Origin of the sequence: Shewanella sp. SG41-3, from assembly GCF_014164545.1 — a bacterium.
GTDB classification, from domain to species: domain Bacteria; phylum Pseudomonadota; class Gammaproteobacteria; order Enterobacterales; family Shewanellaceae; genus Shewanella; species Shewanella vesiculosa.
In genome coordinates, this window is sequence record NZ_JACJFJ010000004.1 from 261,617 (window position 1) to 270,981 (window position 9,365).

Genomic DNA, 9,365 nt, shown 5'->3' on the forward strand with positions numbered 1-9,365 from the left:
GTCATTGAATTTGGGCTTGTGCTTAAAATGCTGAGCCCATTTCATCTACTGACAAGCCAAATGGCATTACGGTTAATTTACCTTCAATATGCACAAGTTGAAAAAACTGCGGCATATTAAAAACAGGCCGGTGCTGTTTTTGTTCGTCAAAGACATACAAATGGCTTTCTTTAGCCACAAAATCATTGATACTGGTATGTTGATATTGTAAATGTTCAAGCTGATTCTTCTCGTCTGCAATAAACACATCAAGCACTTGCTTACGTTGACGGACAAAATATTGCTTAGCATCCATGACAATAAATTTGCGAATCACCGATGGTACATTCACGTTAGTATCATCCACGGTATAAGGTAGTGGTAACTCATGAGTGTGATCATTTCTGACCTGTGCCACAACGTCAGTCTTGCGATACATCATACCTAACGCATTAAAGTACATACTGTATTGTTGATCGCCCATAATTATTGGATGCATTAGTGTATTGCTCTGATTGACCTTTTTCATTAAACCATAACATCGTAATAATAAGGTTTTAAGCTGATTAAAAATCGGTTGCTTTAGCTTAGCTGAGCAACTAATAATCGATAAATCAACTTGGTCATTTGAACGTTTTAACCCCAGAATAATAAATGAAATAGCTTCAAGTAATGCGGTATTGCCATTGAAGCGATGGCTTTGCCATTCTCCCCAGCTGTTTAAACACACAACCGCCACCGACGACAACATACTGATTTTTTTCTGTCCAAAGGAAAGAATATTGGCATTAATATGTTCCAACATCAGTTCTTGCTCATTCAATTGAGTGGTCGGATCTTTATCCATATTGGTAATCAACACAATTTTTTGATAACACCAAGGTTCGCATAAATCACGTTTATAGACAGTGGGTACATTGTGCATAATAGGGATAAGTTTACGGGTTAGGTAACTCAATTTATCTGTCCGTCTTTTACCTCGTCCAACTTGAAACCACTTAGTATCGGTAGTTGCGAGCCCATTTAACACTGACCACGCAACTAAACTGCATATATTATCCGCTTCATGGATGGGATGATTATCGAACTCATGTCCTTGATTATCTGTAACAGCTTGAGACGGATCCTGTTCGACATAAGTTTGGCGATAGAGATAAAAACGTGATGCTTGCTTGCAATGAAAGATAGTCAACGATTTTTCAGCTGTCGATAAACTCCAAAGTCGGTTTAGAGGCTGTATTAAATGGTCATCATCACTAAAATAAGTATGTAATTTACGAGCCAATAAGCCGAGTTCTTCAACTCGCATACGTTCACTTAAGGTTTGTTTTGAAGCAAATTTCAATAGATTTTTGTAACTGACTAATAACAGTTCACTGAGCTGCTGGTTGAACCATTTCAACTGGCCAGCATGCCAATAAGGACTATTATCCAATGTGGTGATTAGCTCATGGCTCCAGCCCCATTGTTTAACCAGGCTGGTCATTTTTTCAACCCGCCAGTCTGTTGCACTATTGGTAGGTGACAAACTCGATAAAGTGATACCAGACTTTAAATAAAAACAACGCCTAACGATCTCTAAACGGTTACTGTCTTCTTGGGCAATTAAATAGGTTTCAATTCTTTGATACAGCAATAAATAAGCGTCATTAGCAACACTAAAATCTTGATCTAGGCAATATTGCCAAAGTTGTTGAGTTATTAGCCTTGTATGGGGATATTCTGAGGCATAAGTTTCCAATAACAACACTTTTAACAAGGCTTTATGAGGTTTATTGAGCCCTTTATAGAGCTGCCATAATGAGGCACCGAAATACTCTGCCGCAGGTAATGAATTCACATTGCCAAGATAAAGTAAGTTGGCATTAGACTGAGTATCTTGGCTTTGTGCATCGGGCCACCAAGCCACAGTTTTACCGGCGAGCCTAATATGAGAACGGTAAAACTCTTCTAATAATAACCAGTGTTGGCTACTGCCACTGTGCTCTAATCCTACTGGTTGGCAATTATCAAATGCGCTGCATTCTCTAAATTGCATCGGATGCACTAGATAAAAATTCACTTCAAACTCAAAACCGGCAAACCAGTCACTGATGAGTTTGTTTTTATATTCAATGAGTTTAAGTTGTGCTTGAGTCAGTTTACTATTGTAAACCAACCAGATATCGAAATCGCTTTGCGGATTTTGCCCAAAACTAGCAGTACTGCCCATGGCATAGATACCTTCAAAAGCATCAACACTTGAATCAATGGCGGAGGGTACAGACAAACATAAGGCATCACATGCTGCAATCATTGCGTCTGACAAATCAAACCCATGAACACCACACGGCGTGTTGGGGTCGATAATACCGGACACATCTATTTGATTATGATGTATTAAAAAAGGAATTATATGAAATAAATGCTGCTGCAAATCAGGCAGTACATTAGTCACTCTAGTTAATCTAATGTTATTTAGTTTCTCAGCTAAATCCTTTTGATAATATGCCGTTTTATCGGTCAAGACTCACTCCATTTATGCTTTTTGCTACACAAACTATTTGGTGACAAATTTTTCTAACACACTCGAACCTAAGCTCAAATTTTCGACCAAGGTCACGCTTTCGTCAAAACAGTGATCATCGTAGCATTTATTTTATATTTCACCAGTAGTTGTTCAACGAGATGAATCACAAATAAGCCCTACAGACTTCAAACAATTACCATCGATTTGTTACATCCAAGCGAGAGCGGTGATAGCATTACTCCATTGAGGCTATCTAATGGATCTACTACCATGTCTGAAAATATAATTCGTATCGCAACACGTAAAAGCCCACTGGCAATGTGGCAAGCTGAATTTGTTAAAGCTGAACTTGAACGCATTCACCCCGATCTCACGGTTGAATTATTACCAATGAGCACCAAAGGTGATGTCATTTTAGATACTCCTTTAGCTAAAATTGGTGGCAAAGGGCTATTTGTTAAAGAGTTAGAAGTCGCGATGCTTGAAAATCGTGCCGATATTGCAGTGCACTCAATGAAGGATTTACCAGTAGATTTTCCTGAAGGTTTGGGCCTACAGGTAATTTGCGAACGTGAAGATCCACGCGATGCTTTTGTATCAAATAGCTATAAATCTATTAGTGAATTACCTCAAGGCGCGGTTGTGGGTACCTCAAGTCTGCGCCGTCAGTGTCAAATTAGAGCCGCTCGTCCAGATCTTGTTATTAAAGACTTACGCGGTAATGTTGGTACCCGTTTAGCCAAACTCGATAGTGGTGATTATGATGCTATTATCCTAGCGGCTGCCGGATTAATCCGCTTAAAACTCAATCAACGAATTGCAGGATTTATCTCTGCAGAAGAGTCACTTCCAGCCAATGGACAAGGTGCTGTCGGCATTGAATGTCGTCTAAATGACGAGCGGGTTAAAGCATTACTCGCACCACTTGAACATTTAGAAACCCGTTACAGAGTGCTGGCTGAACGAGCAATGAACACGCGCCTAGAAGGCGGATGCCAAGTGCCTATCGGTGCTTTTGCTGAAATTCAAGGTGATAATTTAACCCTACGTGGTTTAGTCGGCAATCCTGATGGAAGTGAAATAATAACGGGTATGGTATCGGGTTCTAAAACTGATGCCGTTGCACTTGGAGAGTCTCTTGCAGAAGATTTACTCAGTCGCGGGGCTAAAACTATTTTAGATGCTGTTTATGCTAGTTAAGAGATAACTGGCCATGAAAGTCTTGCTAACGCGCCCACAAGGGCGCAATCAAGCAATGGAAGAGCAACTCTCACAACGAGACGTTGCTTATCTTGTTACCCCACTTTTAGCGGTAATTGAAACAAACGAATCAATGAGCCATGCTACTTTAGCCCACACTGATAATTTGCTCTTTATTAGCACTAATGCCGTCGATTTTGCCGCCACTAAACTCAACAATTCATTCCCACAGCACTGTCGCTATTTCGCTGTTGGTCAAGCAACCGCCGATAGCCTAGCTCACTATAATATCCAAGCGATTAGCTCGCCCAAAGAGAGCCAAGATAGTGAAGGTTTATTATCACAACCACAATTACGAGATGTCGATAAGCAGTCATTTATTATTGTACGTGGATTAGGTGGACGTGAAATGCTCGCTGAACAATTAGCGCTTCGAGGTGCCAAGGTGAACTATTGGCAGGTCTATCAGCGCGTGAGACCTAAGCTCAACGCAAAACAGACCATTCAACAATGGCAATCCTTCGGTATTGATACCATTGTGGTCACCAGCGGCGAAATATTATCCAATTTAGTTGACCTTGTCCCAAAAGAATTATTTGCATGGTTACGTGCATGTCATATCATAGTGCCTAGTCATCGCGTCGAATTACAAGCAAAAGCAATGGGATTAAGCCATATTACCAATGCAAATGGAGCAAATACTCAAGCTATACTCACGAGTCTTGCGTTATAATTTGTTATTGTATTGTTACCTTGCATCGACACACATTTTCTAATATTGCTTATATTGGTTGTATTTTTGCTTTCAAGGACTGTTCATGGAAAACAATAAAAAAGATCCAAACTCGCCAGCACACAAGGATGAGAAAGTGATTTCTTCTGCGCAAAATCCAATAGAAAAGCCGCTACAGGCAAAAAAAGTCAATGCAACGAGCCAACAATCTGCTGACAACAAAAATAATAATCAGACAAATTCTCCGGTAAATAACAGCCGACGCAAAGCTAAACCTAGCTCTTGGTGGATCCGTATTGGAGTATTATTCAGTTTACTGGTTGCCATTGTTGCTGTGGCGTCTTGTTACTGGCTTTATTTGCAGCTTAGCCAACAAAGTCAAGGCCAAACTCAATTAGAACAAAGTATCACTGAACAAGTTACACAAAATAAATCGTTGAAATATGAATTACAACAAACCGTCATGGCTTCCAATAAACGCTTTGGTACGTTAGAGCAACAACAGCTGAACGATACTAAAGCTTATGCAAAATTAGCTGAACTACAGCAATCAAATAAACAACTGCAAGAACGTGTAGCTGTTATTGCCCAGCGCAGTCCTAACCATTGGATGGCATCAGAAGCCAAATATTTAGTTCGCATGGCTGGCAGAAAACTATGGTTAGAAAACGATCCGCAAACAGCAATTGGTTTATTACAGTCTGCAGATGAACGTATCAGTGCGATGAAAGATCCTGCATTAACTCTTTTACGTAAAGCCTTAGCTGAAGACATCATTAAAGTTAACGCATTAAAAACCACTGACATAACCAATACCATCTTTGACTTAGATAATATTATCAATGATGTGGAAGGGTTACCGTTAAATCGTGTGGATGAGAATTTTACAGAAAATAAAAACACCCAGGCAGTCACCGACTCAATTGATGATTGGCAACAAAATCTCGCCACAACCTGGCATGACTTAACTGATGGTTTTATTACTATCCGCAAACGGACCACTGATTTGGAGCCGCTGTTATCACCGGAACAGCAATGGTATTTAGTTGAAAATATTCGCAACAAATTATTGCAAGCACAATTAGCACTGTACCGATTTGACCAAGTGAATTATCAGCAATCTATTGCTTTAGCAGACAAGTGGTTACAACAATACTTTGACTTAACAGATCCAAAGACTAAAGCAATAATTGCGTCTTTGGATAAACTGGCCAAGGTTAAAGTTGAAAAAGTGACTCTTAATAAATTTCAAGCCTCGCCACTACTCCAGCAGCTGGTTACCTATGGTGAAATAATGCCTACACAGGAGCCAGCACAATGATTAAGACGCTGGTTTATGTTGTTCTCATTTTAATTGGACTGTGTCTCAGCCCACTTATTGTTGGACAAAGCGGTTACGTTTATATCGCAATTGGTGACTATCAAATTGAAACTAGCTTGGTCATAGGTGTTGTGGGGTTAATTGTATTTTATTTTGCGCTGCAATTACTCGAGTGGTTAATTTTATTATTATTAAATATGCTACTTAGCAGTCGCTACCTGCCAGAGCAATGGCGTAGAAAAGCGGCTAAAAAGCATACTTTAACCGGCGCTTTAGCACTGGCTGAAGAAGATTGGCCTGCGGCAGAAAAAGCCATGGCTAAAGGTGCTGAAAAAGGTGAAATTCCAGTATTAAATCTTTTTGCGGCAGCAAGAGCAGCTCACTATCAAGGTGATATTACTGCGCGAGATCATTATTTAACTCAAGCAGAAAATAACCCTATTGCCAAAACAGCGGTTTATACATCGCGTACCCGCTACTTAATGAAGCAGGGGGAGCTCAATCAAGCTCGAGTAGTACTTGATAAACTAAATCCAACAAGTAAAAGTAGTGCACCAGTACTGAAACTAGCACAAGAGTTATATTTGCAGCAAAATGATTGGCAGGCATTAAAATTGTTGTTACCAATCCTGAAAAAACGCCAATTACTTTCTGAAACTGAGTTCAACCAATTAAACACTAAAACCAACAGTATTTTAATGGTAAATGCAGCTAAGACTTCTGAAGCAGAATTGAATAAATGTTGGCATTGGTTAAGTAAGTCGGAGCGTAAACAAGATGAATTAGTTGTCGCTTATGCTCATGGATTGACTCAGTATGGGCATAAAGATAAAGCAATAAAGTTAATTATTAAACAACTTAGCGCTGCACCATCGGCGGCTTTATTTGCCGCAATACCTGATTTAATCGATGCACAAGATCAAGAGGTGCGTAAATTACTCAGCCGACTAGAAACCACTCATGAAAATGATGCTGACTATCAAATGTGTCTGGCAAAGCTTGCCATTCAAAGTCGTGACACTAAACAAGCTAAAACTCATTGGCAAAATGTCTGTCGTATAGCACCAACGCATCAATCATGGTTAGCATTAGCACAAGCCCAAGAACAGTTAGGTGAAAACTCTTCTGCGGCAAACAGTTATCGTAATGCTGCAAACATAATCTAAGCAATAAAGTTATTTTTAAGCTCATCTCAAAGCCTACAATCTCGTAGGCTTTTTTAGTTATTCTGCTTTATTTGTTGTTATCTATGCCGACATAAGGAAATAAATAACAATATTAAACTACATTTAATTACGACTTTTTTATGACGTAAAAATATATAGAACTAATAGGTTAACAAATTAATACTTTGTTTTATATGCTTATTATAACTAGCTTGTTTAGAAACGCCTTAACGTCAAAAAATTGACTACCATTGTGGTAAGTGATATTATTTGACCTAATGTTTATAAAATAATTTTAATGTTAATACTATTATTATATTAAGCAAATATGATGCAAATTAACTCATTGTTATCTTAAGTATATAAAGCTGTTGGGAGCTTCAAATGGAATCAATTACTACGTCAAAAAATGGAATACTTTCTGCTTCAGAAGGTACAGTAACAATAACAATTAACAATGAAACCAAGGAACTACAACTTGGCCAGACAATTCCTGCTGGAGCATTAGTTTCAGGCAGCAATGAGTTTGCTTTTGTTATTACATTCGATGACGGCACTATTTTTAATAGTGCAGATACTCCTGATGATGCCATTATCGAGCAAGTAGCAGATCAACAAGCTATAGATGAAATCGCAGCCTTGCAGGCATTAATTGCATCTGGCGAAGATCCGACAGCAAACCTACCAGAAACCGCCGCTGGCACCCCAACAGCCAACCAAGGTGATTTTGGTTATGTCTCAGTATCAAGAGATGGTGCAGAGACCATTGCGAATACAGGCTACGACACGACAGGACAAACTGCTACCCCAACAGCAGTGACTCAAGAAGAAGTGCTTATTGAAAATGATTCCCCATCGGTTGTATTAAATGACGTCATTACAGTTAGCGAAGATCAAGTTGCTGCTGGAAATGTTTTAGATAACGACAGCGATACTGACTCAGGTTTGAGTGTAGTGAGTTTTGAAGTAGATGGACAAACCTATCCTGCGGGTACAGAAATCGAGCTTGAAGATGGAGTGCTCGTTATCAATCCTGATGGTTCTTTTACTTTTTCTCCTAATGAAGATTGGAATGGCCAAGTGCCGGTCATTACCTATACGACTAACACTGGTGAAACCGCGACGCTGACCATCGAAGTCACACCTGTCGATGACGCATCTGTGTTGGCTAACGACACCAATACTGTTGCTGAAGATACTGTTGCTACAGGTAATGTACTTGATAACGATAGCGACGTAGATTCAGACCTAAGCGTGAGTAGCTTTGAAGTGGATGGCCAAACTTATACGGCCGGCACAGAAGTTGCTCTTGAAGGTGGTGTCCTGATCATCAATGAAGATGGGTCTTACACCTTCACACCCAATGAAAACTGGAACGGTACCGTTCCTGTCATTACTTACACCACTAATACGGGTGTTACCGCGACGCTTACCATCGAAGTCACACCTGTCGATGACGCATCCGTGTTGGCTAACGACACCAATACTGTTGCTGAAGATACTGTTGCTACAGGTAATGTACTCGATAACGATAGCGATGTAGATTCAGACCTAAGCGTGAGTAGCTTTGAAGTGGATGGCCAAACTTATACGGCCGGCACAGAAGTTGCCCTTGATGACGGTGTGCTCGTGCTCAATGCCGACGGATCTTATACCTTCACGCCAAATGAAAACTGGAACGGTACTGTTCCTGTTATTACTTACACCACTAATACCGGTGTTACCGCGACGCTAACCATTGAAGTCACCCCGGTTGATGATGCATCGGTATTGGTTAACGACACCAATACTGTGGCTGAAGATACTGCTGCCACCGGCAATGTCCTCGATAACGATGGCGATGTAGATTCTGACCTAAGCGTGAGTGGCTTTGAAGTGGACGGCCAAACTTATACGGCCGGCACAGACGTTGCTATTGAAGGCGGTGTCCTGATCATCAATGAAGATGGTTCTTACACCTTCACACCCAATGAAAATTGGAACGGTACCGTTCCTGTTATTACTTACACCACTAATACGGGTGAAACCGCGACGCTAACCATCGAAGTCACGCCGGTTGATGATGCATCGGTGTTGGCTAACGACACTAATACTGTTGCTGAAGATACTGTTGCTACAGGCAATGTACTTGATAACGATGGCGATGTAGATTCTGACCTAAGCGTGAATAGCTTTAAAGTGGACGGCCAATCTTATACTCCAGGCACTGACGTTGCTCTTGAAAGCGGTGTCCTGATCATCAATGAAGATGGTTCTTACACCTTCACACCCAATGAAAATTGGAACGGTACCGTTCCTGTCATTACTTACACCACTAACACTGGTGAAACCGCGACCTTGACCATCACCGTCACCCCAGAAAACGACAATTTCACGGACGCCAACGAAGTCATTTCGGTGGCCGAAGACAGCAGCGCCACCACCGGCAGCGTCTTAACCGGCACCAGCTCGGTCGAT

At 40.6% G+C, this 9,365-nt stretch carries 6 protein-coding genes; 5 read left to right on the forward strand and 1 reads right to left on the reverse strand.

The features are described 5' to 3' along the window. Positions 1 to 22 precede the first annotated feature (22 nt). Positions 23 to 2,485: a class I adenylate cyclase gene (locus H5164_RS09545; RefSeq protein ID WP_182755817.1), complete on the reverse strand. Its 2,463-nt coding sequence runs from the start codon at positions 2,483 to 2,485 to the stop codon at positions 23 to 25. A 273-nt stretch (positions 2,486 to 2,758) separates the two neighbouring features. Here H5164_RS09545 and hemC point away from each other — a divergent pair, with 273 nt between their 5' ends. From hemC to H5164_RS09570, 5 genes are all read left to right on the forward strand, one after another. Continuing rightward, positions 2,759 to 3,688 carry a hydroxymethylbilane synthase gene (gene hemC / locus H5164_RS09550; protein WP_182755819.1) on the forward strand — a complete coding sequence of 310 codons (930 nt, stop codon included), beginning with the start codon at positions 2,759 to 2,761 and terminating at the stop codon, positions 3,686 to 3,688. 13 nt (positions 3,689 to 3,701) lie between these two features. Then, on the forward strand, positions 3,702 to 4,421 hold the full coding sequence (locus H5164_RS09555; RefSeq protein ID WP_182755821.1) for a uroporphyrinogen-III synthase: 720 nt from the start codon (positions 3,702 to 3,704) through the stop codon (positions 4,419 to 4,421). 85 nt (positions 4,422 to 4,506) lie between these two features. Continuing rightward, positions 4,507 to 5,742 carry a uroporphyrinogen-III C-methyltransferase gene (locus H5164_RS09560; protein WP_182755823.1) on the forward strand — a complete coding sequence of 412 codons (1,236 nt, stop codon included), beginning with the start codon at positions 4,507 to 4,509 and terminating at the stop codon, positions 5,740 to 5,742. Beyond that, positions 5,739 to 6,908 carry a heme biosynthesis HemY N-terminal domain-containing protein gene (locus tag H5164_RS09565; protein ID WP_182755825.1) on the forward strand — a complete coding sequence of 390 codons (1,170 nt, stop codon included), beginning with the start codon at positions 5,739 to 5,741 and terminating at the stop codon, positions 6,906 to 6,908. Before H5164_RS09560 ends, H5164_RS09565 begins: the two co-directional genes overlap by 4 nt. 384 nt (positions 6,909 to 7,292) lie before the next feature. Then, the coding region (locus tag H5164_RS09570; RefSeq protein ID WP_182755827.1) for a retention module-containing protein at positions 7,293 to 9,365 on the forward strand (2,073 nt) is incomplete at its 3' end.

What these genes read in the sequence shown, in the direction of transcription:
- H5164_RS09560 (WP_182755823.1), top strand. Translation starts at nt 4,507, where the DNA reads ATGGAAAACAATAAAAAAGATCCAAACTCGCCAGCACACAAGGATGAG.
- hemC (WP_182755819.1), top strand. Translation starts at nt 2,759, where the DNA reads ATGTCTGAAAATATAATTCGTATCGCAACACGTAAAAGCCCACTGGCA.
- H5164_RS09555 (WP_182755821.1), top strand. Translation starts at nt 3,702, where the DNA reads ATGAAAGTCTTGCTAACGCGCCCACAAGGGCGCAATCAAGCAATGGAA.
- H5164_RS09565 (WP_182755825.1), top strand. Translation starts at nt 5,739, where the DNA reads ATGATTAAGACGCTGGTTTATGTTGTTCTCATTTTAATTGGACTGTGT.